This is a genomic window from Eubacterium sp. AF16-48, assembly GCF_003479405.1.
GTDB classification, from domain to species: Bacteria; Bacillota; Clostridia; order Lachnospirales; family Lachnospiraceae; genus Eubacterium_G; species Eubacterium_G segne.
In genome coordinates this window covers 145,625-170,742 of the sequence record NZ_QUHB01000005.1, presented here as the reverse complement: position 1 = coordinate 170,742, position 25,118 = coordinate 145,625, and the positions used below count along the sequence as shown (strand labels likewise).

Annotated in this window: 23 protein-coding genes and 1 pseudogene; 22 read left to right on the top strand and 2 right to left on the bottom strand. The window is 35.2% G+C overall.

Annotation, left to right across the window (positions count from 1 at the left end; translation table 11 throughout):
- The first annotated feature begins 11 nt into the window (after positions 1–11).
- From DWW68_RS07790 to DWW68_RS07705, 20 genes and pseudogenes are all read left to right on the top strand, one after another.
- Positions 12–578, top strand: a complete 567-nt coding sequence (locus DWW68_RS07790) for an MATE family efflux transporter (protein ID WP_347497890.1) — start codon at positions 12–14, stop codon at positions 576–578.
- 263 nt (positions 579–841) lie between these two features.
- Complete coding sequence (locus DWW68_RS13335) at positions 842–1,183, top strand: hypothetical protein (RefSeq protein ID WP_147365656.1); 342 nt, start codon at positions 842–844, stop codon at positions 1,181–1,183.
- 22 nt (positions 1,184–1,205) lie between these two features.
- The gene (locus tag DWW68_RS07785; protein WP_118589217.1) at positions 1,206–1,850 is read left to right on the top strand and encodes a flavodoxin; all 645 of its coding nucleotides are present in this window, start codon (positions 1,206–1,208) and stop codon (positions 1,848–1,850) included.
- Positions 1,851–1,878: 28 nt separating this feature from the next.
- Entirely contained in the window at positions 1,879–2,757 is an 879-nt protein-coding gene (locus tag DWW68_RS07780) for a LysR family transcriptional regulator (RefSeq protein WP_118589218.1), read from the top strand.
- 120 nt (positions 2,758–2,877) lie between these two features.
- Positions 2,878–3,348, top strand: coding sequence for a flavodoxin (locus tag DWW68_RS07775; RefSeq protein ID WP_021951731.1), 471 nt, complete (start codon positions 2,878–2,880; stop codon positions 3,346–3,348).
- A gap of 115 nt (positions 3,349–3,463) precedes the next feature.
- Positions 3,464–4,231, top strand: a complete 768-nt coding sequence (locus DWW68_RS07770) for a carboxymuconolactone decarboxylase family protein (protein WP_118589219.1) — start codon at positions 3,464–3,466, stop codon at positions 4,229–4,231.
- A 69-nt stretch (positions 4,232–4,300) separates the two neighbouring features.
- On the top strand, positions 4,301–5,164 hold the full coding sequence (locus DWW68_RS07765) for an aldo/keto reductase (protein ID WP_021951729.1): 864 nt from the start codon (positions 4,301–4,303) through the stop codon (positions 5,162–5,164).
- 249 nt (positions 5,165–5,413) lie between these two features.
- On the top strand, positions 5,414–5,821 hold the full coding sequence (locus tag DWW68_RS07760) for a transcriptional repressor (RefSeq protein WP_021951728.1): 408 nt from the start codon (positions 5,414–5,416) through the stop codon (positions 5,819–5,821).
- Positions 5,814–6,266 (top strand): annotated as a pseudogene (locus DWW68_RS13895) (flavin reductase family protein); the annotation flags it as partial. The gene DWW68_RS07760 and the pseudogene DWW68_RS13895, both read left to right, overlap by 8 nt.
- A gap of 57 nt (positions 6,267–6,323) precedes the next feature.
- Positions 6,324–6,995, top strand: a complete 672-nt coding sequence (gene rbr, locus DWW68_RS13890) for a rubrerythrin (protein WP_347497898.1) — start codon at positions 6,324–6,326, stop codon at positions 6,993–6,995.
- A 238-nt stretch (positions 6,996–7,233) separates the two neighbouring features.
- The gene (gene spoVT, locus DWW68_RS07750) at positions 7,234–7,782 is read left to right on the top strand and encodes a stage V sporulation protein T (RefSeq protein ID WP_118589221.1); all 549 of its coding nucleotides are present in this window, start codon (positions 7,234–7,236) and stop codon (positions 7,780–7,782) included.
- Positions 7,783–8,009: 227 nt separating this feature from the next.
- Positions 8,010–9,002, top strand: a complete 993-nt coding sequence (locus DWW68_RS07745; RefSeq protein WP_118589222.1) for an aldo/keto reductase — start codon at positions 8,010–8,012, stop codon at positions 9,000–9,002.
- 260 nt (positions 9,003–9,262) lie between these two features.
- Entirely contained in the window at positions 9,263–10,534 is a 1,272-nt protein-coding gene (locus tag DWW68_RS07740) for a substrate-binding domain-containing protein (protein ID WP_021952142.1), read from the top strand.
- 84 nt (positions 10,535–10,618) lie between these two features.
- Positions 10,619–12,127 carry a sugar ABC transporter ATP-binding protein gene (locus DWW68_RS07735; protein ID WP_021952143.1) on the top strand — a complete coding sequence of 503 codons (1,509 nt, stop codon included), beginning with the start codon at positions 10,619–10,621 and terminating at the stop codon, positions 12,125–12,127.
- A gap of 18 nt (positions 12,128–12,145) precedes the next feature.
- Entirely contained in the window at positions 12,146–13,798 is a 1,653-nt protein-coding gene (locus DWW68_RS07730; protein WP_021952144.1) for a branched-chain amino acid ABC transporter permease, read from the top strand.
- A 166-nt stretch (positions 13,799–13,964) separates the two neighbouring features.
- Positions 13,965–15,569: a response regulator gene (locus DWW68_RS07725; protein WP_118589223.1), complete on the top strand. Its 1,605-nt coding sequence runs from the start codon at positions 13,965–13,967 to the stop codon at positions 15,567–15,569.
- A gap of 20 nt (positions 15,570–15,589) precedes the next feature.
- Positions 15,590–17,458 carry a sensor histidine kinase gene (locus DWW68_RS07720; protein ID WP_347497891.1) on the top strand — a complete coding sequence of 623 codons (1,869 nt, stop codon included), beginning with the start codon at positions 15,590–15,592 and terminating at the stop codon, positions 17,456–17,458.
- The gene (locus DWW68_RS07715; RefSeq protein ID WP_118589305.1) at positions 17,445–18,413 is read left to right on the top strand and encodes a substrate-binding domain-containing protein; all 969 of its coding nucleotides are present in this window, start codon (positions 17,445–17,447) and stop codon (positions 18,411–18,413) included. The genes DWW68_RS07720 and DWW68_RS07715 overlap by 14 nt, the downstream gene beginning before the upstream one ends.
- On the top strand, positions 18,406–19,446 hold the full coding sequence (locus tag DWW68_RS07710; protein WP_118589304.1) for a galactose ABC transporter substrate-binding protein: 1,041 nt from the start codon (positions 18,406–18,408) through the stop codon (positions 19,444–19,446). Before DWW68_RS07715 ends, DWW68_RS07710 begins: the two co-directional genes overlap by 8 nt.
- A gap of 18 nt (positions 19,447–19,464) precedes the next feature.
- The gene (locus DWW68_RS07705; protein ID WP_118589224.1) at positions 19,465–20,028 is read left to right on the top strand and encodes a DUF6553 family protein; all 564 of its coding nucleotides are present in this window, start codon (positions 19,465–19,467) and stop codon (positions 20,026–20,028) included.
- A 73-nt stretch (positions 20,029–20,101) separates the two neighbouring features.
- On the opposite strand, the gene galT is transcribed toward DWW68_RS07705, so the two are convergent.
- Positions 20,102–21,592 carry a UDP-glucose--hexose-1-phosphate uridylyltransferase gene (galT, locus tag DWW68_RS07700; RefSeq protein WP_118589225.1) on the bottom strand — a complete coding sequence of 497 codons (1,491 nt, stop codon included), beginning with the start codon at positions 21,590–21,592 and terminating at the stop codon, positions 20,102–20,104.
- Positions 21,586–22,869, bottom strand: coding sequence for a galactokinase family protein (locus DWW68_RS07695; RefSeq protein ID WP_118589226.1), 1,284 nt, complete (start codon positions 22,867–22,869; stop codon positions 21,586–21,588). The genes galT and DWW68_RS07695 overlap by 7 nt, the downstream gene beginning before the upstream one ends.
- A 161-nt stretch (positions 22,870–23,030) precedes the next feature.
- Between DWW68_RS07695 and DWW68_RS07690 the strand changes: the two genes are divergently transcribed.
- A complete protein-coding gene (locus DWW68_RS07690; RefSeq protein ID WP_118589227.1) occupies positions 23,031–24,026 on the top strand; it encodes a LacI family DNA-binding transcriptional regulator in 996 nt (331 codons plus the stop codon).
- Between the two features lie 4 nt (positions 24,027–24,030).
- Entirely contained in the window at positions 24,031–25,083 is a 1,053-nt protein-coding gene (locus DWW68_RS07685; RefSeq protein WP_118589228.1) for an aldose epimerase family protein, read from the top strand.
- Positions 25,084–25,118: the final 35 nt, after the last annotated feature.

Here is a 25,118-nt window from a genome sequence, read left to right as displayed (position 1 = left end):
TAACATATAATGTGAAGAAAATAGGAGAACAAAATGGAAAGAGATTTAACAACAGGAAGTGTATTAAAAAATATTGTATATTTTTCATTGCCATATTTATTGTCATATTTTTAACAGACATTGTACGGAATGGCAGATTTGTTTTATTAGCTACTGTTAAGCCCATTGTGGGTTTAACGTCCACTCCTGAGAAGGCAGTTTCTGAAACTGTAGCTTATTTAACCATATGTTTTATTGGGATTCCTTTTATTACTGATTATAATATAATAAGTTCAATATTTCGCGGGTTAGGTGACTCAAAGAGTCCAATGTATTTTATTGCAGTGGCATGCATGGCAAATATTGTTTTAGATTATATTTTTATTGGTGGAATGAATTTAGGGGCTGCAGCAGCGGTAGGTATCGTTGAAAAATTCATAGGTATGGTATTCTTAGTACCATCTACCATGTTGTTTACAGTTTCGGCATTATCAGCTCAAAACATAGGTGCCGGAAAGCATAATAGGGCAACAGTTACTCTTCGTTACGGAATTTTTATCCTCACTATTGTATTTTTTTATATCCTGTGTATACTATAAAGAGATTAAGAAAAACTAATAGTATACACCTCGAAATAATATCAAAGGAAAGCATAAGCTTTGCTGGGGTGATAAAGCAGTGACCATAGCTACAGTTCTTATAGAACTTATTGTAACATCTGGGACCATGACTATAAAGTAACTTATTAACTATGTGGGTAAAAATGGATGCCCAACAATTCATCCAACACCTGCATCATAAAAAAATAAGTCTATAGCCTCTTTGAATGAGGTCTATAAAATTATTATACGAGGGGTGTTATATGGGAAATAAGGATATAGCAACCAAAAAGTACATGTCAGATAACGTGAGATTTGCAGATGTGTTTAATTATGCCATATATGGGGGAAGGCAGATTATAAAACATGACATGTTAAAGGAAATCAGTGCAGAAGAACTGTTATTAATGGAAGGGGATAAGGAGAAACTGAGCGTAAAAGAATGCAGGTGCAGCACTTTACAGAAGCTTTGGGAAAACCAGCACCACTATGTATATATCAATTGTAGCAAATATAGTAAATGTAGCGGGAAACTGTATTGGTTTATTTTTGCCATTACCCCTGTTATAATGAATTTTTACGCATTAGAAGATAAAGTAATTTAAATTTTTTGAAAGGAGCAATTAAATGAAAAAATTAGTTACAATTATTATGGCAGTTGTGCTTATGATTCCTTTAGCAGCCTGTGGAGAAACAAAGAAACCAACAGAGGAAATCTCAGACAGTACGGAGGTTACAACAGAAAATTCTACAACTGAGAAAAGTGAAACTGAAGGTAATACAACCGTCGAAAATGGAAAAAATATCTCAGTATTGTTTTTTTCAGTAACAGGAACTACCCGAAATGTTGCACAAAAAATTGCCGGAACATTGGGAACAGATACCATGGGAATCATTCCAAAGGAGGAATATACTTCTGATGATATAGATTACAGCAATGATGATTGTCGTGCAAATAAGGAAATGAAGGATGAGTCCTCCAGACCGGAAATTAAAAATGACTTAAGCAAAGTAGAAAATAGTGATACTATTTATATAGGATACCCTATATGGTGGGGAACGGCACCGAGAATAATACAGACGTTTTTTGAAAGCTACGATTTAAAGGGAAAGACAGTGTATTTATTCTGTACTTCCAGTGGCAGTGGAATTGAACACAGTGTAAGTGATTTGCAAAAATTATATCCCGATGTAAACATTGCCGCAGGAAAGCGTTTTGATGGAAATGTCACAGATGAGGAAGTAAATAACTGGACTAATGGGGTAAAATAAAGTTAAATTACCGGGAGGCAATTACATTATGGATGTGAGAGTATTAAGATATTTTTTAATGGTGGCAAAAGAGCAAAGTTTTACCAAAGCGGCTAAGCAGCTTAATATAACACAACCTACCCTTTCAAGACAGCTGGCGGCTTTAGAAGAGGAACTTGGGGTAAAGCTGTTTAACAGAGGTGGTCACAGCATTACCCTGACTAATGAAGGTTTGCTGCTAAAGCGCAGGGCATTGGAACTGGTAGATTTGGAAGACAAAATTGTCAGTGAATTTAAGGGCAACAGGGAGTCTGTAGAAGGGAAAATTACCATAGGCTGTGGCGAATTTATAGCTGTGGAAACCTTGGCAAAAATATGCAAAAAATATAAGGAAAAATACCCTTTAGTTCAGTTTGCCATACATACAGGAACCGCTGACAACATTTCAGAAATGATGAATAAAGGGCTGGTGGATATAGGATTGTTTCTTGAGCCCGTTAGCACTGAAGGAATGGATTACATCAGAATGCAGGGATGTGACCACTGGGTAGTAAGCATGAGAGTGGATGATCCATTGGCAAAAAAAGAAGTTATTACAAAAAAAGATTTGTTAAAGCTTCCACTGATACTGCCGGAAAGAACCAATATACAAAGTGAATTGGCAAATTGGTTCGGAAAGGACTTTAGCAGACTTAATATTGCTTTTACCAGTAATTTAGGGACAAATGCGGGAGTTATGGCTATAAACGGATTAGGATATCCTATTTCCATTGAAGGTGCCATGCGATATTGGAGGAAAGATTTGGTGGTACAAAAAACATTGTCGCCGGAGATTATGGCAAGCACTGTAATAGCATGGAGAAGGAATATACCTTATTCACCGGCAGTAAGTAAATTTATAGAAGAAATTAATGCCTACAAGGCATAAAAAGACATACAATATAGGTATTAGACATAACGACAAAATAAAGTATATAATAAATGGGTAGGATGAATTAATTTGTCTTATCCATTTTGTGTAATACAAAAACATGAGGAGGTATTAGTTATGGCAAAGAAGTTAGTAGCATATTTTAGTGCAAGTGGAGTAACAAAAAAAGTAGCTGAAATAGTTTCAGAAGCAGATAACAGTGATTTATATGAAATCACACCAAAGGTACCATATACAAAGGCAGACCTTAACTGGATGGATAAAAAATCAAGAAGCAGCGTAGAAATGAGTGACAAAAAAATCAGACCTGAAATAGCAGGAGATGAAATAAATCCTCAGGATTATGACGAAATTCTTATAGGATTTCCGGTTTGGTGGTATGTTGCACCAACAATTATTAATACATTTTTAGAAAAATATGATTTTTCAGGCAAAAAGATAATCTTGTTTGCCACATCAGGAGGAAGCGGATTTGGAAACACCGTAAAAGAATTACAGCCATCAGCACCTGATGCGATAATCACAGAAGGCAAAGTTTTAAATGGCATGTCCAAACAGGAAATAATAAATTGGGCAAAGAGTATATAGAGGAGGAAACAAAATGAACGAAGTTCATTTTTTATAAATGTTTCCGACGAACTGCCGCCGACCAAGGGGAGGGGGCGCAACAATATGGAGGAAACATTTAGAGGAGGAAATTGTTATGGCAAAAATAACACAGACAGCAGGAAGAAATGCATTAGGAGAATTTGCTCCTGAATTTGCACATTTTAATGATGATGTTCTTTTTGGAGAAAATTGGAACAATCAGGATATAGACGTAAAAACAAGAAGTATTATAACAGTTGTGGCACTTATGGCATCAGGAATTACAGATTCATCTCTTAAATTCCATTTGGAAAATGCCAAGGCCCATGGAGTTACCCAAAAGGAAATTGCTGCAATTATTACCCAGGTGGCTTTTTATGCAGGCTGGCCAAAGGGATGGGCAGTTTTTAACCTTGCAAAAGAGGTGTGGAATGTAAATGAAGGGGATTTGCCTTACGAAGATGAGGCGATGAGAGCTCACGCAAAAGAAATGGTATTTCCAATTGGTGCACCAAATGATGCCTTTGCTAAGTATTTTGTAGGAAAGAGTTATCTTGCACCGGTATCAACCAATCAGGTGGGAATTTTCAATGTAACATTTGAGCCGGGTTGCCGTAACAACTGGCATATTCATCATGGAAAGAATGGTGGAGGACAGATTCTTGTGTGTGTAGCCGGACGTGGATACTACCAGGAGGAAGGAAAAGAAGCCATTGAAATGAAACCGGGAGATTGTATAAATATTCCTCCGGAGGTAAAGCATTGGCATGGAGCCGCACCTGACAGCTGGTTTAGCCATTTAGCAGTTGAAGTTCCGGGAGAAGAAACATCAAATGAATGGTGCGAGGCCGTGTCAGACGAAGAATACGGAAAATTGAAATAGGAATAATATATGACGAGTTGCCGCTGACCGGAGGGAGTGGGCGCAACATATTATGTTAGGAGGAAATAAATGTATACCAAAACAATTACATTGAATAATGGCATAAAAATACCACAGTTAGGACTGGGAACGTGGTTTATAGATGATGACAAAGTGGCAGAGGCAGTAAAGGCAGCAGTAGATTTGGGATACAGACATATCGATACTGCACAGGCTTACGGAAATGAACGTGGAGTTGGTGAAGGTGTCAGAAACTGCAAAATTCCAAGGGAAGAATTATTTGTTGTATCAAAGGTTGCTGCAGAACACAAAACTTACGAGTCAGCTGCTAAAAGTATTGATGAGACTTTGGAGAAGATGGGACTTGATTATCTTGACATGATGATTATTCATAGTCCACAGCCGTGGGTAGAGGTAAATCAGTCTGAAAACAGATATGTAGAGGGTAACAGAGAAGCCTGGAGAGCTCTTGAAGATGCATACAAGGCAGGAAAATTAAAGGCTATTGGCGTATCAAATTTTCAGATTGAAGATATTGAAAGTCTTTTGGAAGTGGCAGAAATTAAACCTATGGTAAACCAGATTCTTTGCCATATCAGCAATACACCGGAGGAACTTATAGAGTTCTGCAAGAAGAAGGATATTGCCGTGGAGGCATATTCACCAATTGCCCATGGCGAGATATTAAATCAGCCGGAAATCAAACACATGGCAGATAAGTATGGCGTTTCTGTTGCACAGTTGTGTATCAGATATACATTACAGCTGGGAACCATATCACTTCCTAAAACCGGAAATCCGGAGCATATGAAAACTAATGGAGATGTAGATTTTGAAATTAGTAGGGAGGATATGGAGCTTCTAAAGAATTTTAAAAAAATTGAAAGCTATGGAGCAAGCAGCGGTTTCCCTGTGTATGGTGGAAAGTTATAGTTTTATAGGTGGAATGAATTTAATCAAGGCGGATTGTTGCGGACAAATATTCGTGACAATCCGCCTTGGTTGTTTACATATGTCTTTTTAAAATAACAAAGCTATATACAAATTACTATTACGTTTATTAATTATCTGAATATCATGTCCCTGCATAATCATAAAAACGCAATCGTCAACAACTTGTTGACAATTTTAAAATGCTGATATATAATCCTTATTAAGAATAAATCCTAATAAGGAGGACGAATGACAAACAGAAGGAACACCATACAGAAGGATCTGGTACGAAATGCTGTATACGAGATGAAAAGACATGTTACAGCAAATGAAGTGTATGATTTTATTAAAGAAGCATATCCTACAATTGGAAAAGGAACTGTATATAGAAATCTTGATATATTGGTAGAAGAAGGTGCTTTAAGAAAGGTTGAAGTCCCGGATGGACCGAACCGGTTCGATTTTACGTTGAAAAATCACTATCATGTCAGATGCGTAAAGTGCGGTGAGGTTTCAGATGTGGATATGGATGAAATATTGGACTTGATGGAGAGAATTCATAACACTCATGGAACTAAATTTTTGGATTATGATATTTCATTTAAAGGTATTTGCTCAAAATGCAGGGAGAAGGTAAAGGAGGAAAAATATGGATAGGAAAGCAATGTATAAGTTGAGTTATGGATTGTTTGTACTGACTGCTAAGGAAGACGAAAAAGATAATGGTTGTATCATTAATACTGCTATTCAGGCAGCTTCAGAACCAAACCAGTTAAGTATCTGCGTTAACAAAGCAAATTACACTCATGATATGATTCAAAGAACCGGAAAATTCACAGTATCGGTCCTGAGTCAGAATGCACAGTTTGAATTGTTCAAACATTTTGGCTTTCAATCAGGAAGGAATGTTAATAAATTTGAAGCATTTGAAAAGTGTGCCAGAGGTTCAAACGGTATTTACTATGTTACAGAAGGTACAAATGCATACATTTCTGTAACAGTTAATAAAACAGAGGATTTAGGTTCCCATACAATGTTTATGGGTGAGATAACTGATATGGAAGTTTTAAGTAATGTTCCTTCAGTAACATATGATTATTACCAGAATAATATTAAGCCTAAGCCAGAGAAAGTTGGAAAGACGGAGGATGGTCAGACAATATGGCGTTGCAGAATTTGCGGATACGAATATGTAGGCGAAGAATTACCGGATGACTTTATATGTCCTTTGTGCAAGCACCCGGCATCAGATTTTGAAAAAGTAGTAAAGAAAACGGAGGTAAAAGAAATGGCAGCAAACAAATATGCGGGAACACAGACAGAGAAAAATTTACAGGAGGCATTTGCAGGGGAATCACAGGCAAGAAATAAGTATACCTATTTTGCTTCTGTAGCGAAAAAGGAAGGCTACGAGCAGATGTCAGCTTTATTTTTAAAAACAGCAGATAACGAGAAAGAACATGCAAAGATGTGGTTCAAGGAATTAGCAGGAATCGGTGATACAAAGGAAAATCTGGCGGCAGCTGCAGAAGGCGAAAATTATGAATGGACAGATATGTATGAGGGATTTGCGAAAACAGCTGAGGAAGAAGGATTCCCTGAGCTTGCAGCAAAATTCAGGGCTGTAGGAGAGATTGAGAAGCACCATGAAGAGAGATATCGTGCCCTCCTTAAGAATATTGAAACTGCACAGGTGTTTGAAAAGAGTGAAGTTAAGGTATGGGAATGCCGTAACTGTGGACATATTGTGGTAGGAACGAAGGCACCGGAGGTATGTCCGGTATGTAATCATCCGAAGAGTTACTTTGAAGTACATGAAGAAAACTATTAAGGTGGAAGGAGATTATGCATATTGTAACCTGCATTAATATGGAAATGCTAAAAGAATTTATACATATTAAGGATACAGAATAACATAAATTCAACAGTAGTATATGTAGAATAAAAGAATATTTTCTTAATTTTTCCACATAATAACTCCAAAGCTTTTATTTAGCAAAACGGGATTTTGCCAGACATAAGAAAAAGCAAAATCACTATAAATTTGATAATGGAGGAAAAGTGGGTATATGAAAGCAACAGGTATAGTCAGAAGAATAGACGATTTGGGAAGAGTTGTAGTTCCTAAGGAAATCCGACGGACTCTTAGAATTAGAGAAGGTGATCCCATGGAGATTTTTACTAATAGAGAAGGAGAAATAATTCTAAAAAAATATTCTCCAATAGGTGAAATTGACAGTTTTGCCAAGCAATATGCGGAAAGTCTTGCACAGGTGTCAGGATATCGTATAGTGATAACTGACAGAGATCAGGTAATTGCCGTAGCAGGAGGAGCCAAAAAGGAATTAATAGGCAGAGGAATTAGTAAGGAATTAGAAAATCTATTAGAAGCAAGGGAAAATCTTACCACAGAAAATGGAGTTGAAAAGGCTATACCAATAGTTGAAGGTATGGAAGCACCTGAGATGGATCAGATTATTTATCCAATAATATGTGAAGGTGACATAATAGGAAGCGTAATCATTCTTTCAAAGGATGAAAAGCAGAAGGTAAGTGTCACGGAGCAGAAGTTAGCAGGAGTGGCGGCTGAATTTCTCGGACGCCAGATGGAAGCATAAAATATTATAAAAGCCCGAAATTGTTATAAACCTAGTAAAGACTAGAAAATACTATTGTAAATAACAGTTTCCGGGCTTTTATTTGCAATATAAATAATAAGGAGTAATTGAAAAAAATAAGTGATAACAGCAAAAAATATTAAATTGACAAAAATATTTATAAGTGACAAAATACCATTAATAATAAACGTGACAGGAGTGTATATTTACACGGAAAGGATGAAAATATGTATATTGCAGATGAAAAAAGATATGAAAAAATGAAGTATTCAAGGTGCGGAAACAGTGGATTAATGTTGCCACAGGTTTCTCTGGGACTATGGCATAACTTTGGTTCTAACGGAAATTTTGATAACATGACAGAAATGTGCTATACCGCCTTTGACAATGGAATAACTTACTTTGATTTGGCTAATAACTACGGACCTGTAGCAGGAGCGGCAGAAGAGAATTTTGGAAGAATATTAAAGAGAGGGCTTGATGCATACAGAGATGAAATAATTATTTCTACCAAGGCAGGATACGGTATGTGGCAGGGACCTTACGGTGATGGGGGAAGTAAAAAATATCTTGTGGCAAGTCTTAATCAAAGTCTTAAAAGAATGGGACTGGATTATGTTGATATTTTTTATCATCACAGACCTGATCCTAATACGCCTTTAGAGGAAACAGTGAGAGCCTTAGACGGAATTGTAAAAAGCGGTAAAGCTTTGTACATAGGTATTTCAAATTACAATAGAGAACAGACCATGGAAGCTGTTAAGCTGTTTAACGAATATGGAACACCTTTTATAATAAATCAGAGAAGATATTCCATTTTTGACAGAACAATAGAAAATGACGGATTAAAAGATTATGCTGCTTCTAATGGAATAGGAGTAATAACATTCTGTCCGTTAGAGCAGGGAGTATTAACAGACAGATATATTAACGGTATCCCTGAGGACAGCCGTGTCCGTACAGATGGACGTTTCCTTAAAGAAAATGCCATAACTGAAGAAAAAATAAACAGGGTTAAGGCATTAAGAGGAATTGCAGCAAAAAGAGGACAGACTTTAGCGCAAATGGCATTATCATGGATTTTGAGAGATGGTGATATTACCAGCGTGCTAGTAGGAGCTTCAAGACCGTCACAGATTCTTGATAACATTGGATGTATAAATAATACAGAATTTTCCAAGGAAGAAAGAAAAGCTATTGATAATATAAGTTTAATGTAATTAGCATAATAAATAACTAAAAAATAGTATTCGGAAATTAAAGACTTTTTAAACTTTAGTTTCATGAATACTATTTTTTTACCTTTAACATAAAAACGATTTTAGTAAAAATATCTATAAAAATTATTAAAAAACAGTAAAATTTTGATAATTTACCTAAAAATATTCTATTTTTTCTAAAAAGAAATGAAATTATAATAAAGTTAGTCAATAAAGACAGGGAAAAAACAACAATATTAACAAATAGGAGGAATATTAAGATGAGAAGATCAAAGTTTTTAACAGTTTTAGTTGCAGCAGCCCTTGGAATGTCAATGGTAGGCTGCGGATCATCAGGAGGAAGTTCAGGAGGAACTTCAACCGGTTCAGTGGCAAATAAGGATAAGCCATTATGCTGGTTTAACCGTCAGCCGTCAAACAGCTCCACAGGCGCTCTTGACACAACAGCACTTAATTTCAACAAAGATACATATTATGTAGGATTTGATGCTAACCAGGGTGCAGAACTTCAGGGACAGATGGTATTAGATTACATTAAGGCAAACATCGACAAAATCGATAGAAATGGAGACGGAATAATCGGTTATGTTCTTGCCATCGGAGATATCGGACACAATGATTCAATCGCACGTACATGTGGTGTTCGTACAGCTCTCGGAACAGCTGTAAAGAAAGACGGAAGTGTTGATTCATCACCGGCAGGAACCAACGTAGACGGCAAATCAAAAGCTGTACAGGATGCAACTTTGGAAGTTAATGGAAAGACATATACAGTCAGAGAGTTAGCATCACAGGAAATGAAGAATTCAGCCGGTGCAACATGGGATGCAGCAACAGCAGGAAATGCCATTGGAACATGGACAGCTTCATTTGGCAAACAGATTGATGTAGTTGTATCAAATAATGATGGTATGGGAATGTCAATGTTTAATGCATGGGCTAAGGACAACAAGGTTCCAACATTTGGATATGATGCTAACAGCGATGCAGTAGCAGCTATAGCAGAAGGATACGGCGGAACAATTTCACAGCATGCTGATGTTCAGGCATACCTTACACTTAGAGTTCTCCGTAATGCACTTGATGGTGTAGATATTGATACAGGAATTGGAACACCTGACGATGCAGGAAACAGCCTTACAAAGGATGAAGATTACAGATACAGCGAAGAAGAAAGATCATATTACGCATTAAACGTTGCTGTAACAGCTGACAACTACAAAGATTTTACAGATTCAACAAAGATTTACGACAAGGTTTCAAAAAAGCTTGATTCAAGCAAGAGCGCAGAAAAGAAAGTATGGCTTAACATTTACAATGCATCAGACAACTTCCTTAGCTCAACATACCAGCCATTACTTGAAAAGTATGATGACCTTCTTAACCTTAAGGTAGATTATATTGGTGGTGACGGACAGACAGAATCAAATATTACTAACCGTTTAGGAAATCCGGGTGAATATGATGCATTCGCAATTAACATGGTTAAAACAGATAATGCAGCTTCATATACATCAATTCTCTCAAAATAGAGTTAAAGGTAAATTGAAATAATTAACAGGAAGGGTGGCGAAATAAAGCCTCCCTTCTTTGAAAAAGAAAGAGGAAGTGTAGATATGGTGGAAGATAAGAATGAATACATCCTGTCGATTAACGGCATGAGTAAATCATTCGGCCGAAATAAGGTTCTGAAACATATTAATTTGAATGTTAAACCGGGATCAATAATGGGCCTTATGGGTGAAAATGGAGCAGGTAAATCGACAATGATGAAATGTCTCTTCGGAACCTATCAAAAGGACGAAGGAACAATAATATTAGACGGAAGGGAAGTTAATTTTTCCGGTCCAAAAGATGCTCTTGAAAACGGGGTTGCCATGGTTCATCAGGAACTTAATCAGTGTCTCGAAAGAAGCGTTGTTGACAACCTGTTTTTAGGCAGATATCCTAAAAACTCATTAGGCATGGTTGACGAAGGAAGAATGAAAAAAGAAGCTTCCGATTTATTTAGAAAATTAGGAATAACTGTTAATATGACACAGCCAATGAAGAAAATGTCTGTGTCCCAGAGACAGATGTGTGAAATTGCAAAGGCTATTTCATATAATTCAAAGGTAATCGTACTTGACGAGCCTACATCATCATTAACAGCACCGGAAGTAGAAAAGCTGTTTAAAATGATGAGACAACTAAAAAGTCAGGGAATTTCATTAATATATATATCCCATAAGATGGACGAAATTTTTGAGATATGTGATGAAATTTCTGTTTTACGAGATGGAAGTCTGGTAATGACTAAGGACAGCAAAGATACAAATATGAATGAGCTGATATCGGCTATGGTTGGTCGTTCCCTAGATAACAGATTCCCACCTGTAGACAACAAACCGGGAGAAGTGATTTTCTCAGTGGAAAATCTTTCTACAAAATATGCACCAAAACTTCAAAATATTTCTTTTGATATAAGAAAAGGTGAAATATTTGGATTATACGGTTTAGTTGGAGCCGGTCGTACAGAACTCCTTGAAACTATATTTGGTGTCAGAACACGAGCAGCAGGTAATATAATGTATGATGGAAAAGTAATGAATTTTTCATCACCTAAAGATGCCATGGATCATGGATTTGCTTTAATAACGGAAGAAAGAAAAGCAAACGGTCTTTTCTTAAAAGGAGATATTACATTTAATACTACCATTGCAAACATGAATCATTATAAGAGAGGCATTGCTTTATCAAAGGATGACATGGTTCGTGCAACAGCAGAGGAAATAAAGGTAATGCACACCAAGTGTATGGGACCTGATGATATGATTTCAAATCTTTCAGGAGGAAATCAGCAAAAAGCAATATTTGGTAAATGGCTTGAACGTTCACCAAATGTATTTATGATGGATGATCCTACCAGAGGTATTGACGTTGGCGCAAAATATGAAATATATGAGTTGATTATTAATATGGCTAAACAGGGAAAAACAATAATAGTTGTTTCATCTGAAATGCCGGAGATATTAGGAATCACAAATCGTATTGGCGTAATGTCTAATGGACATCTTGCAGGAATAGTTAATACAAATGAAACAAATCAGGAAGAATTATTAAGGCTTAGTGCTAAATATTTGTAGGAGAGAGGAGTATTTAATATGGCAGAGAAAGGTGTTATTCTTTCGGTTGATGAAGAACAAAAGCTTCTTAAGCCGATAGATGAATATGTTGGAAAAATACAGAAACAAATAGATTCCTTACGTGCAGATGGTTCAGATAAAGTCAGAAGTTTAAAGAACCACATGGCAATTGTAAAGGAAAACAAGAATTTAACTAAAGAAGAAAAGGCAAAAATTATTGAAAGTGACAAAAAGGCTTTAGAAAAGGCAAAGGCAGTTGAAAGCTCAAACAAGAATGAAGTTTCAAAGCTTATTGCCCAGGCAGAAGAATATCTTTCAAAAAATTATGACAGCCAGTATTACAGTAAAGTTTCAGCTAGTTGTGAAAGTGAAAAAGCAGTTGAAAAAACAAATTATGAAAAAGTTTGTGCTGAATTAAAAAAGGAACATGAAGCTGCTTTAAGCAAATTATCAGATTCAGAAGAAATTAAAGACGAAAAATATGTTTATAAAAATAAATTATATGATGCTAAGATGACTCATGAATCAAAATGTCAGGAAATTAAAGACAGAAAACATGATGCATATATGCATAAGTATCATTTAATTGATTTGCTGCGTACATCAAAGTATACATTTGCCCAGAAGATGCAGCAGAGAATGGAGAATTATAAATATACATTTAATTTATCACAGTTTTTATACAAAAACGGTTTGTATATTGTAATTATTTTGATTTTTATTGCATTATGTGCAATTACACCGGTAGTTAAAAATACACAGCTTCTTACATACACAAACATACTTAATATTTTACAGCAGGCATCACCAAGAATGTTCTTAGCCCTTGGAGTTGCAGGATTGATTCTTTTAACAGGAACAGACCTTTCTGTTGGACGTATGGTTGGTATGGGCATGGTTGCTTCAACAATTATAATGCATAATGGCATTAACACAGGTGGTGTATTCGGACATATATTTGATTTCTCCAATATGGCACCTGCTGGAAGAGCAGTATTTGCTTTAGTTGTTTGTATTATTCTTACAACATGCTTTGCAATGATTGCAGGTTTCTTTATGGCGAAGTTTAAGATGCATCCGTTTATATCAACTATGGCTAACATGCTTATTATATTTGGTCTTGTAACTTATGCAACAAAGGGTGTTTCATTTGGTGCCATTGATCCGGCAATTCCAAATATATTTATTCCACAGCTGGGAGGATTCCCAACAATTATTTTGTGGGCAGTAGTTGCAATAGCAGTTGTATGGTTTATCTGGAATAAGACAACCTTTGGAAAGAACTTATTTGCAGTAGGTGGAAACCCTGAAGCAGCATCAGTTTCCGGTATATCAGTATTTAAAGTTACAATGGGAGCTTTCATTCTTGCAGGTATCCTTTATGGATTCGGTTCATGGCTTGAATGTAACAGAATGGTTGGTTCCGGTAGTGCAGCTTATGGACAAGGATGGGATATGGATGCCATTGCAGCCTGCGTAGTAGGTGGTGTTTCATTTACAGGTGGTATTGGTAAAATCTCAGGTGTTGTAACAGGTGTTCTTATATTTACATCTCTTACATATTCACTTACAATTCTTGGAATTGATACAAACCTTCAGTTTATTTTTGAAGGAATCATTATTCTTGCAGCAGTAACACTTGACTGCCTTAAATATGTACAGAAGAAATAATGGAAAAGTAATAAAATTTTTTAAATGATAAATGCTAAAAGTCGTTCTAATTGTCTAAGGGCAGTTAGGACGATTTTAGCATTAATTATTTTATTTGATTTAATTGTTTGTTATAATAATTAAATAGAAATACAGGATAAAATAACTATTAAATAAGGAAAGTATTATGGATAAATATAAGGTCATTCTAGTAGATGATGAAGAAGAAGTTATTGATGTAATTAAACAAAAAATAGCCTGGGACCAGCTGGGATTTCAGGTAGTTGGCAGTGCAACTAATGGAGTAAAGGCATTAGAGCTTGTTGAAAAGACACAGCCGGATGTGGTTATTACTGACATTAAGATGCCTTATATGGATGGCCTTGAGTTATCTAAAAGGCTTAATGATGATTACAGAAATATTCACATTATTATATTTACGGGATTTGATGAATTTGAATATGCAAAGGAAGCAGTTCATCTTGAGGTTGAAGAATATATGTTAAAACCCATCAATTCCCAGGAATTAACTGAATGTTTAAAAAGGGTAAAAAATTCATTAGATGTAGAAAGAGAAGAAAAATTAAATGTTCAGAAACTTGAGAATTATTTTAATGATGTACTCCCAATACTTCAGACCAATTTATTTGTTTCATTAATTGAAGGAAGAGTTGATGAAGGGGAATATTCAAAATTTGTGGATTCCTATAAAATTGATTTTAGGGGGCCATATTATTGTTGTGCGATTTTCCATACATCTACCCATAATGTTCCTGAAAATATGGAACCATTGTTACTGTCTATGTCTGTTGAAAGGGAAATAAAGGAAAGAATTGCCGAAAGACTAAATTGCAGGGAATTTATTTATTTAGGAAATACGTTATTAATTGTAGAATTAAGTTCTAAAGAAAAAATGGTGGAATTTACGGATATTTGTGACAAATTCTGCAAATGGGTAAACAGGGTTATCGGTGCCGTGGTTACAGCGGGTATAGGCAGAATGTGTGATAATATATTAAACATAAACAGTTCTTATGAAGGAGCAAGAGAGGCAGTATCATACAGGGTTTTATATGGAACCAACAGGGCAATTAATATAGAAGAAATTGCACCTAATGAGCAAAACATGACTATACAGTCAGAAGATTCAAAAATGCATGATTTATTTAAGGCAATATATTTAGGAAACAGTAAATCCATAGAAGATGCAGTTAGCAGGGAAATAGAAAAATTACACAAAAATGCTAATACAGTCAGCCAGTATAATTTAGTAATAATGGAAATGGTAGGGGCATTTTACAGATTTTGTGCCAACAACTTTATGGACTTTAACGACTTTTTAAATGGAATAGATAATCCTTATGAAAATGTTCCTCAAATGGACGAAAACACCTTGGAATCATGGTTAATTGACTGTTCATTAGGTGTAAGCGGGAAATTAAAAAGTGTCCGAAACAGCAAGTCAATGAGTTTAGTAAATGACGGAAAGAACATAGTAAGGGACAGATATATGGAACCGGATTTATCCTTAGATAAAGTATGTTCTTTAATGGGAGTATCAAATTCATATTTTTCATCTGTGTTTAAAAAGGAAGTAGGTAAGTCCTTTGTTACATATCTTACAGATTACCGAATGGAAATTGCTGCAGGATTAATAATGGATACAAATGAAAAAAGCTACAAAATAGCTGAAATGGTGGGATATACCGACGCCAATTACTTCAGTTATGTATTTAAGAAAAAATATGGAGTATCTCCATCTAAATATAGAAATGAGAAATTAGGTAAATAATTACGGGAAATATGGCAATAGTGGATAAAATAAAAAAAGCAGACGGGAAAAATAAAAAAGGCGGCATAAGGTCTTTTCGTGAAGGAACGGTGAGATTTGATATTCAGTCTATTATTATGGCAGTTTTAACCACATTAACGATTATTACTACTATAATTATGGGACTGCTTATTTATAACAGATTTAAGATTTCAGCGGAAGAAACCTCTGTGTCCGGTGCAGAAGACATTATAGATAGTGTAGTAGATAAAATAGACGGAGACCTTCTTGAAATTAGGCAGATCTCAAATGTGGCAAATTATAATATTGTTCAGCAATATGATGTATCAGACCAAATGCTTAATAAAGAGTTTAGTTTATTATATGAAATTAATTCGGACAAAATACAAAGTATGGCATTATATGATACTTCCGGAAAGCTTATTGCAGCTGAACCTGTAGCATCAGAGAAAGAAAATGCCTATGTAAAACAACAGGATTGGTTTTCCAATGCCACAGATGAAATTGAAAACATCCATTTTTCCACACCCCACATACAGAATTTATTTACCGACGGAGCTTTTAAATATTACCGGGTGGTATCCCTAAGCCGTTCCGTAGATATTAATGATGGGGAAACGCCGGTTAGTGGTGTCTTACTTATAGATATGAAGTATTCCATTATAGAAGAAGCTTTAGATAGAATTAATGAAGATACAAATGGAATATATTATTATTTGTGCAACAGCGATGGAGAATTAATTTATCATCCAAGAAAGGTGGAAATAGACAGGGGAATTATTTCGGAAGAAAGTACCCGGATTGCAGGCTATGAAGATGGAACCTATGAATTAAATCTCAATGGAGGCAGGGCAAATTATATTATAAGTAGTATTGCCTATACAGGATGGAAAGTTGTGGGTGTGGTTCCTGATAAAATTCAGACAATAAGCATAAATAAATTCAGGTATTACGTTATCATAACCATTATTTTCTTAATTATGATGCTTCTTGTGGTAAACAAAATAGTATCGGGAAAAATATCCAGACCTATATTAAATCTTAATGATTCAGTAAAATCCTACGAGGCAGGGGGTAAAAACAGAATATACATTGGAGGTTCCTCGGAAATCAGGGATTTAGGATATTCAGTACAAAAATCCTATGAGCAAATTGAGGACTTAATGAAGGAAATCATAAGACAGCAAAATGAACGAAGAAAAAGTGAAATGGATGCCCTACAAAGCCAGATTAATCCTCATTTCTTATATAATACATTGGAGTCCATCACATGGATGGTTGAAGCCGGTAAAAACAAAGAAGCGGTATTTATGATTTCTGAGCTTGCCAAGTTACTTAGAATAAGTTTGTCAAAGGGAAGAACCATAATTAAAATATCTGATGAATTACAGCATAGCAAAAGCTATATGAATATACAGATGGTAAGGTATAAGGAAAGATTCAAAATCAGATTTGACGTGGATGATGAAATTAACGACTATTGTATTGTCAAACTTGTTATACAGCCGATACTGGAAAACGCCATATATTATGGTGTGGGAGACATTGATATAGATGACGGCGAAATAGTTGTTACAGGTAAAAAAATAAATGACGATATATTTATAACCGTGGAAGATAACGGAATGGGAATGAGAGAGGAAGTAGTTGAGAATATACTTAAGGATAATAGTAAAACCCCTAAGCATGGTTCAGGAGTAGGGGTTATAAACGTTCATTCAAGGATTAAATTAATGTTTGGAGACCAATATGGCTTAAGTGTAGAAAGTGAAGCAGACGAAGGAACAAAAGTTACCATTCACATACCTGCAATTCCTTTTAATGAAGAAAACAGAAAAAATCTGGAAAATCAAAACATAGGAAGGAAGGATGAAAATGAAAAAAAATAAGATGGCCTTTCTCATTACGGAAATAATATTGTGTATGTTGGCAGTATTATTCACATATAGAATATTTGACCATGAAACACCGGAAAAAAAGATTGCAGTTATTGTGGAAAATTCCGGTGATAAAAACTGGGATGCGTTAATAAATGGTTTAAAAAGTGCGGCAAAAGTTAATAACTTACATTTAATTATATGTAACACAGATGATATTTATAGCTTTCAGGACGAAAAGGAACTGATGAAAGAACAGATTGACAATGGGGCAGAGGGATTTATTATCTGTCCGGCTCCCGGATCAAACACAAAAAATGAAATAAAGAAAATCTGTGGCGATATTCCATTTATATTTATAGTGGAAGATGCTTTTATGGGAGATGACGGGGAAAAATCGGGTTATCCTGTAATTAAGCCTGACAATTATAAAATTGGTTACAAGTTAGGAGAAAGCATTGTTAATGATTCAGCCAGAGGAAAAACAAAGGAAATAGGAGTTATTTTAGACCAGCACGAAAAAGAAAAAACTGTCAACACATACAAAGGTTTTATGGATGCCATAGAAGATTCAGATATTAAGGTGGCATGGACTTACAGTGGAATACGGGACCAGGATATTTGCAGCATTGTGAAAACCAAATCAAAGGTAGATTATCTGGTGGCAATGGACAATTATTCCTTAGATGAATTGGGAGCAAACAGTGAAAACGGGGTGTACAATGGGGCACAGATATACGGTATAGGCAGCAGCGAAAAATCCATAAGTTTGTTAGATAACGGAAATGTAAATTGTATTGTTGCTATTGATAGTTATGATATAGGTTATAGAAGTGTTATGGAAATTTCTAAAAAGCTTAACAAATTATTTTATGAAATGAAAAGTTACAATGTTAAGGCAAAAGTAATTTATCAGAAAGATTTATTTACTGATGAAATGGAAAGGTTTTTATATTCTTATGAGTAAAATAAATAAGAAGGCAGTTATTGCATTTGTAATGGGAATTGTACTTATATGTACCGCTACAGGATGTAGTCAGAAGAAAAAAAGCAGAGATGACATTTTAAGGGTGGGTATAGTTACATATACTCAGGATGATCCTTTTATAAATGCAATGGTAGAAAAGGTTAAGGAAGATTTAAAGGCCATGGAAAGTGATGACATGAAGATAATTGTGTCAGGAAGAAATGGCGATGATGACCAGAGAAATCAAAATGAATTAGTTGAAGAAATGATAGATGCAGGATGCGATATAATGTGTGTCAATTTGGTGGACAGAACTGCACCGGGGAAGATTATTAAGCTTGCAAGACAAAATAACATACCTATAATTTTCTTTAACCGTGAGCCTGTAAGGGAAGATCTTATGCAGTGGGACAAGCTATATTATGTTGGTTGTGCTGCAGAGCAGTCAGGAGTTATGCAGGGAGAAATCGTTGCAGATTATTTGGCGAAACATCCGGATGTGGATAAAAATAAAGACGGCAAAATACAATATGTTTTATTAGAGGGTGAAGCAGGACATCAGGATGCCATAAGCAGAACAGATTGCTCAGTAAAGACAATTATACAAAATGGAATTGACTTGGAGAAATTAAGCTATCAGTTTGCAGATTGGAACAGAGGTCAGGCGGAAAACAGAGTTACCCAGTTAATAAGTCAGTATAAAAACAGAATAGAACTGATTATTTCCAATAATGATGAGATGGCATTAGGAGCCGTTGCCGCATACAAAAAATCGGGGTACGGAAAGAAAGAGATGCCTATAATATTTGGAATTGACGGATTAGAGGATGCTTTAGAGGCAATAAAAAACGGGAAAATGCAGGGAACAGTGTACAACGATAAAGAAGACCAGGCTATGGAAATAGCAAAATTAGTGGTTGATGTTTTTAAAGGAAACAGTTTGCAAGGTCACAACTTAAATCAGGGCAAATATTATGTTTCCCAGTATAAAAAGGTAGATATTGATAGTGTAGATAGTTTTATAGGAAGATAAGGAGCACAGGAGATTTATATGGAGGATACATGGATTAGGGAGTTTTATAATGAAACAGACCCGGAAGCAAGACTGGAAATTTTAAATGACCATAAATTAGAAGATGAAATAGGGCTTTTTATGGAAAAATTATGGATTGCCAGGTACGGAAAAAGAAAGCCTAAGAAAGATTTGTTTATGGGTTATCTTATGCAGATGAAAAGTCTGTCTGAAAGAAATGCAATGGATATAGGGGGAAGCAAAAAGAAAGAGCTATATGAAATTATCAATGGATTATACCTGTTTAATGCCTGTGAAAGAAGCACTAAGGAGAAGAAAATTTTGTTTCTTGAAATGAAAAATGTATTTTTAAAGTTTATAGAAACCAGTAAAAACGGAAGGGGATTTACATCTGCTGTGTTTGGTCTGGGGCAATTATCTGATGAAGGAGTGGCAAAAAAGATTGCTGAACAAATAAGTGCAATTGCCTTTTATACCCCTCATATGTTTCACTTAGACAGGGAATTTGAGATTTTTCAGAATGCAGCCTTATCTGCATACAGAGAAAAGTACCCTAACAGGGAACATTTTCTTACAAAATAAAATTTGTTTATGAGAAGGAACTATCCCTTAAATTAATATAAAAAGCATTTAAAAGGATAGTTCCGGGAGGATATTATAAGGTGTTTATAAATTTTTTAAAGGATGTAAGTCCGTCAGGGGTACACTTATAAACACCGGCATCTTCTAAAACTTTTATGAAAACTTTTCCTATTTCATCCTGTAAAACGGAAAAGATATTATCACATGTTATGTCATTTCTATGGGTCAGAATGTCTTTGACCCATTTTTCATGCTTTGCTATGTGACTGTTTGAGGAAATGTCCTTTTCATTTATTATATAATTTGCCAGCAGATTCATTTCCTCTTTAAGCCTTGATGGAAGAACTGCCAGTCCCATTACTTCTATAAGCCCGATATTTTCTTTTTTAATATGGTGTAGCTCCTCATGAGGGTGGTATAACCCAAGAGGATGCTCTTTAGTAGTAATATTATTTCTGAGAGTTAAATCCAGCTCATATTTACCATTTCTAAAACGGGCAATTGGGGTAATGGTATTGTGAAGCTCGTTGTCTGTTTTGGCAAAAATATAAGCATCACTATCAGTGTAACTACGCCATTTATTAAGAATGTGTTCAGCTAAGTCTATAATATCTTCAGTGGAATCTGAAGTAAGTCGTATCACTGATAAAGGCCATTTTAATATGTCACAGGAAACATTAGGGTATCCCTCTACATTAAATGAATATAATGATGAAGCCTTTGCCATGGCAAAAGTATAATTTCCTCCCTGAAAATGGTCATGGCTTAGTATGGAGCCTCCAACAATTGGAAGGTCTGCATTAGAACCAATAAAATAGTGAGGAAACATTTTAACAAAGTCAAAAAGCTTTACAAAGGTGGATTTGTCTATCTTCATAGGAACATGCTCACCATTAAACACAATACAGTGTTCATTGTAGTACACATAAGGGGAGTATTGAAGATACCACGGGGTACCATTAAGAGTTAAGGGAATAATCCTGTGATTTTCCCGGGCAGGGTGGTTTACATGACCTGCATAGCCCTCATTTTCCTTACAAAGAAAACACTTAGGATAGTCAGAGGACTTAACATTCTTTGCAGCAGCAATTGCCTTAGGATCTTTTTCAGGTTTGGATAAATTAATGGTAATGTCTAATTCTCCGTAATCAGAATTAACTTTCCACTTTAAGTCTTTTGCAATTCTGTCTAAACGAATATAATTAGTATTGCAACTGAAATTATAGTAAAAATCTGTTGCAGCTTTAGGGGATATTTCATAATGCTTTTTAAAATTCTCCTGAACCTGTGAAGGCATAGGAGTGATACAACCCATTAATTTAGTATCAAATAAATCCCTGTAGGTTATGCTGTCAGGTATGAGATTTTTTTCTACTGCAATATCAGTTAAAGACTTAAGTATTTCATTAAGAGAGGGAAGGTCATTATCTATATCAGGATTTGAAAAATAATCCCTGTTATATAATGAAATAATAGTATTTATGCAGTAATATTTATCCGCCTCTTTAATTAAATCTTTCCTTATTCCGTAAGTAACTAATTGTTTAATATATGTATCTAACATACTTTGGTACCTCCCACGTTTCTAATGGATAAAATATGACAGGAATCAGTTCCAAAAACTTTTTCTATATATTTTTTATATTCATCAACAATACTGTTTTTTACGAAAACCTGAATGGTTCCGGCAAATCCACCGCCGTGAACACGGCACACACCGTCATCACCCAAAAAGTTTTCCGTAAGGGTAAGTGCCAGGGAAATAGGCTGATTTGTGGCGTCCTTTGGAGAATAAATATTTTGAAGAAGTTTATAAGAAGAATCTCCGGATTCCTTTACAGTGTGCAAAAATTCCTCAAACTCGTAATTCTTTAATGCCTTACTTTCAACCTGAACACGTCTGTTTTCGTTAAAGAAATGAATTGCCCTAAGAATTGCTCTTGAACTGACTTTTTTAGAAAGCACGGGAATTTCATTAAAAAATTCCTCACTATTTATTTCACCTAACAAATTTTTACCCATGGCAGCGGCAACTTCCTTCATTTCATAAGGAATGCTGGCATAATCATCTGTTAAATCAGCATGGGAACCCTTTGTGTCCACGATACAAAGAGAATATCCCTCTTTATTCAGGTCAAAATTAACCTGTTCTATAACAGGTTTTTCCGGATTCTTGAAATTAATGTGAACAAAATTACCTACTGAACATGCCATCTGATCCATTAATCCGCAAGGTTTTCCAAAAAACTGATTTTCAGCATACTGACCGATAATGGCAATATCCACAGGAGAAATAGTCATGTTGTTAAAAAGCCCTGAAAGAATAGTGCCTATAAGGGTTTCAAATGCAGCAGAAGATGAAAGACCTGCACCGTTTAACACATCACTGGTTATGCAGGCGTTAAATCCTCCGATTTTAAAGCCGTGATTAGTAAAACCATTTAATACCCCTTTAATAATGGAAGTTGTAGTGCCTTCTTCCTCTTTGTTGTAGGAAATATTATTTAAATCAATTTCTATAGGTGCATATCCTATGGAATATATATTAATCTTATTATGGGAATTGTTAGAAACTATAGCTATGGCATCAAGATTGATGGAAGCAGCAAGAACCTCGCCATGCTGGTGGTCTGTATGATTACCGCCTACTTCCGTTCTTCCTGGAGCACTGTATATTTCAACGTCTGTGTCACCAAACAAAGAAATACTTTTATTAATCATATCAGTATAACGTTTTCTCTGATAATTAATGGCTTCCCTATTGTCCGGGTAAAGCTTTATCAATACATCGTCAAATTCTTTATTTTCAAATTTTCTTAATATTTCTCCTGAGTTAATCATTTTGTACCTCCGAATCTATCCTTTTTAGTAAATATATAATAAGTTTAGTAAAAAATCAACACTTTCATGAAAATATTTACTAAATTTTTAAAAAAACTAGTAAAATTTATAAAAATAATATATACTTGTAAAAGATGTAATACATAACGTGGAGGTTATATATGGCAAGGATTAAGGATATAGCTGAAAAATCAGGAGTAAGTGTATCGGCAGTGTCAAGAATACTTAACAATGATCCTACATTATCAGCTTCATTAGAAACTAAACGGAAAGTAATGAAAGTGGCAAAGAAGCTGGGGTATAAAAAAATACCCAAAGCCAGCAAAGCCCTGTTTAAACTGGGAATTTTACAATGGTTTTCACCAAAGCAGGAAATGGAGGACAGTTATTACTTAGATATTAGAAGAGGTGTAGAAGATTTTTGCCTGAAAAACAGCGTGGAAATAGTAAGAACCTTTAAAACTGATGTTAATTACCTGGAACAGTTAGAAAGTGTCGACGGACTAATATGCATTGGAAAATTCAGTGATATTGAAATAAAGGAATTAATAGAAATAACAGATAATATAGTATTTTTGGATATGCCTGTTAAAAATTATCTGGCATCTTCCATTACAATGGACTTTAAAAAGGCTGTTTATGATGTTATGGAATATTTTGAAGAATTGGGACATAAACAGGTGGCATTTTTAGGAGGAATGGAATATCTGGATGAAAATACGGAATTTGAAGATGACAGAAAAAGATATTACTGTGAATTTTGTGAAAGTCGTGGATATGAATACGAAAAATGGTTAAAAACAGGTATGTATTCCGTAGATTCAGGCTATGAAATGATGGAGGAAATAATAAAATCCGGAGACTTGCCTACCGGGGTATTTGCAGCCAGCGACCAGATTGCCATAGGAGCCATAAAGGCACTGGGAGATTATAAAATTAATGTACCGGAAAGGGTGTCAGTTATGGGATTTGATGATTCAGACATATGTCGTTATTCCACACCGGAGCTTGCCACGGTACATGCTCCTGCATATGAAATGGGACAATATGGTGTAAATATTTTGTTCGCAAATTCCAATTTAAGCCGTAATGCACCCATTAGAATAAAAATGGCATGTAAACTTGTTAATAGAAAAAGCTGTGGAAAGGTAAAATAGTAAAATGAAAAAAGAAGAGTTTGGAAGGGTATCAGACAATACAGTTGCAACGTTATATACGTTGGAAAACAAAAATGGAATGAAAGTGAAAGTCACGGATTTTGGGGCAACTTTGGTTTCCATAGAAGTTAAGGATAAAAATAATGTTTTAACGGACGTGGTTTTAGGTTACGACAGCGGGGCGGAATATGAAAATTCTAATACATTTTTTGGAGCAAACGTATGTAGAAATGCCAACAGAATATCAGATGCCAAATGCGAGATAGAGGGTGTAGAGTACAAACTTGAAGCTAATGATGGAAAAAATAATCTTCATAGCGGAAAAAACTGCACTGCCCATAAAATGTGGAAAAAATGCGGGGAAGAAAATGAAAACAGCATATCTTTCAAGATATTAAGCAGGGATATGGAACAGGGATTTCCCGGAAATATGGAGATTATCCTTACATATACACTGTTAGAGGATAACACCCTTAAGCTGTCATACAAGGCAAAAACAGATAAAACAACAGTGGCAAATTTTACAAATCATTCCTACTACAACTTAAATGGTCATAGCAGTGGCAGTATATATAATCATGTACTAAAACTAAATGGAAAATATTTTACCCCGGTGAAATCAAAAGAATCCATACCTACCGGTGAAATTAGAAACGTACAGGGTACACCATTTGATTTTACAAAGGGAAAAAACATAGGAAAGGATATTCACTGTCAGGATGAACAGCTGGCATTTGGAAGTGGATATGACCATAATTTTGTTATAGATAAAGAAGGCAATGAGTTAGTAAAGGCAGCCACAGTTTATGGCGATAAGTCGGGAATTGTAATGGAATTATATGCAGACACTCCGGGAATACAGTTATATACTGCAAACTTTGTGGAGAATGAATCAGGGAAAAATGGGGCAATATATCAGAAAAGAGAAGCTTTTTGCTTAGAACCTCAATATTTTCCAAATCACATAAATGAAAGGAATTTCAAATCGGGAATATTGTTGCCTGATGATGAGTATCATTTGAATATACAGATGAAATTTTACACAAGGCAGAAATAAGGGAAAACCCCATAAAATAGGCAGTTTTCCTTGAC

Excerpts from the sequence above, each read along its gene's own strand:
- DWW68_RS13335 (WP_147365656.1), top strand. The coding sequence starts at position 842 with ATGGGAAATAAGGATATAGCAACCAAAAAGTACATGTCAGATAACGTG.
- DWW68_RS07785 (WP_118589217.1), top strand. The coding sequence starts at position 1,206 with ATGAAAAAATTAGTTACAATTATTATGGCAGTTGTGCTTATGATTCCT.
- DWW68_RS07780 (WP_118589218.1), top strand. The coding sequence starts at position 1,879 with ATGGATGTGAGAGTATTAAGATATTTTTTAATGGTGGCAAAAGAGCAA.
- DWW68_RS07775 (WP_021951731.1), top strand. The coding sequence starts at position 2,878 with ATGGCAAAGAAGTTAGTAGCATATTTTAGTGCAAGTGGAGTAACAAAA.
- DWW68_RS07770 (WP_118589219.1), top strand. The coding sequence starts at position 3,464 with ATGGCAAAAATAACACAGACAGCAGGAAGAAATGCATTAGGAGAATTT.
- DWW68_RS07765 (WP_021951729.1), top strand. The coding sequence starts at position 4,301 with ATGTATACCAAAACAATTACATTGAATAATGGCATAAAAATACCACAG.
- DWW68_RS07760 (WP_021951728.1), top strand. The coding sequence starts at position 5,414 with ATGACAAACAGAAGGAACACCATACAGAAGGATCTGGTACGAAATGCT.
- spoVT (WP_118589221.1), top strand. The coding sequence starts at position 7,234 with ATGAAAGCAACAGGTATAGTCAGAAGAATAGACGATTTGGGAAGAGTT.
- DWW68_RS07745 (WP_118589222.1), top strand. The coding sequence starts at position 8,010 with ATGTATATTGCAGATGAAAAAAGATATGAAAAAATGAAGTATTCAAGG.
- DWW68_RS07740 (WP_021952142.1), top strand. The coding sequence starts at position 9,263 with ATGAGAAGATCAAAGTTTTTAACAGTTTTAGTTGCAGCAGCCCTTGGA.
- DWW68_RS07735 (WP_021952143.1), top strand. The coding sequence starts at position 10,619 with ATGGTGGAAGATAAGAATGAATACATCCTGTCGATTAACGGCATGAGT.
- DWW68_RS07730 (WP_021952144.1), top strand. The coding sequence starts at position 12,146 with ATGGCAGAGAAAGGTGTTATTCTTTCGGTTGATGAAGAACAAAAGCTT.
- DWW68_RS07725 (WP_118589223.1), top strand. The coding sequence starts at position 13,965 with ATGGATAAATATAAGGTCATTCTAGTAGATGATGAAGAAGAAGTTATT.
- DWW68_RS07715 (WP_118589305.1), top strand. The coding sequence starts at position 17,445 with ATGAAAAAAAATAAGATGGCCTTTCTCATTACGGAAATAATATTGTGT.
- DWW68_RS07710 (WP_118589304.1), top strand. The coding sequence starts at position 18,406 with ATGAGTAAAATAAATAAGAAGGCAGTTATTGCATTTGTAATGGGAATT.
- DWW68_RS07705 (WP_118589224.1), top strand. The coding sequence starts at position 19,465 with ATGGAGGATACATGGATTAGGGAGTTTTATAATGAAACAGACCCGGAA.
- galT (WP_118589225.1), bottom strand. The coding sequence starts at position 21,592 with ATGTTAGATACATATATTAAACAATTAGTTACTTACGGAATAAGGAAA.
- DWW68_RS07695 (WP_118589226.1), bottom strand. The coding sequence starts at position 22,869 with ATGATTAACTCAGGAGAAATATTAAGAAAATTTGAAAATAAAGAATTT.
- DWW68_RS07690 (WP_118589227.1), top strand. The coding sequence starts at position 23,031 with ATGGCAAGGATTAAGGATATAGCTGAAAAATCAGGAGTAAGTGTATCG.
- DWW68_RS07685 (WP_118589228.1), top strand. The coding sequence starts at position 24,031 with ATGAAAAAAGAAGAGTTTGGAAGGGTATCAGACAATACAGTTGCAACG.